A 332-nucleotide genomic window follows, 5' to 3' on the forward strand; every position below is an offset into this window, starting at 1 on the left:
ACACTGCCGTTGCCAAACGGTGCGCACAACTTCATATTCCCGACCCACGTAGCGAATGCGATGCCTTGATTGCAGCCACCGCACTGGTTCACGGCATGACCGTGGTCACGCGTAACACGGCGGACTTCCAACCCTGCAATGTCGCACTGCTGAATCCGTGGATCAGCCAGTTGAACGAGGAGCCTGCAAGCTACTCGACGGCGGCCCGGTGAATACCTTCGCCTCAGGATCGCGCCATGAGTGAGCGGATCCCGTTACACAACATCACACCACCGACCGGCAGCGAAGACGCGTTCGTCGACCTGTACGCCTCGCGGAAAAACATCTACACC

General features: G+C 59.0%; 1 protein-coding gene. It reads left to right on the forward strand.

The features are described 5' to 3' along the window. On the forward strand, positions 1-212 hold a 212-nt coding region (locus EE949_RS08480), incomplete at its 5' end, for a type II toxin-antitoxin system VapC family toxin (protein WP_164666733.1). Positions 213-332 lie beyond the last annotated feature (120 nt).

The sequence above is a fragment of the Pseudomonas viridiflava genome (assembly GCF_900602065.1).
Classification (GTDB): domain Bacteria; phylum Pseudomonadota; class Gammaproteobacteria; order Pseudomonadales; family Pseudomonadaceae; genus Aquipseudomonas.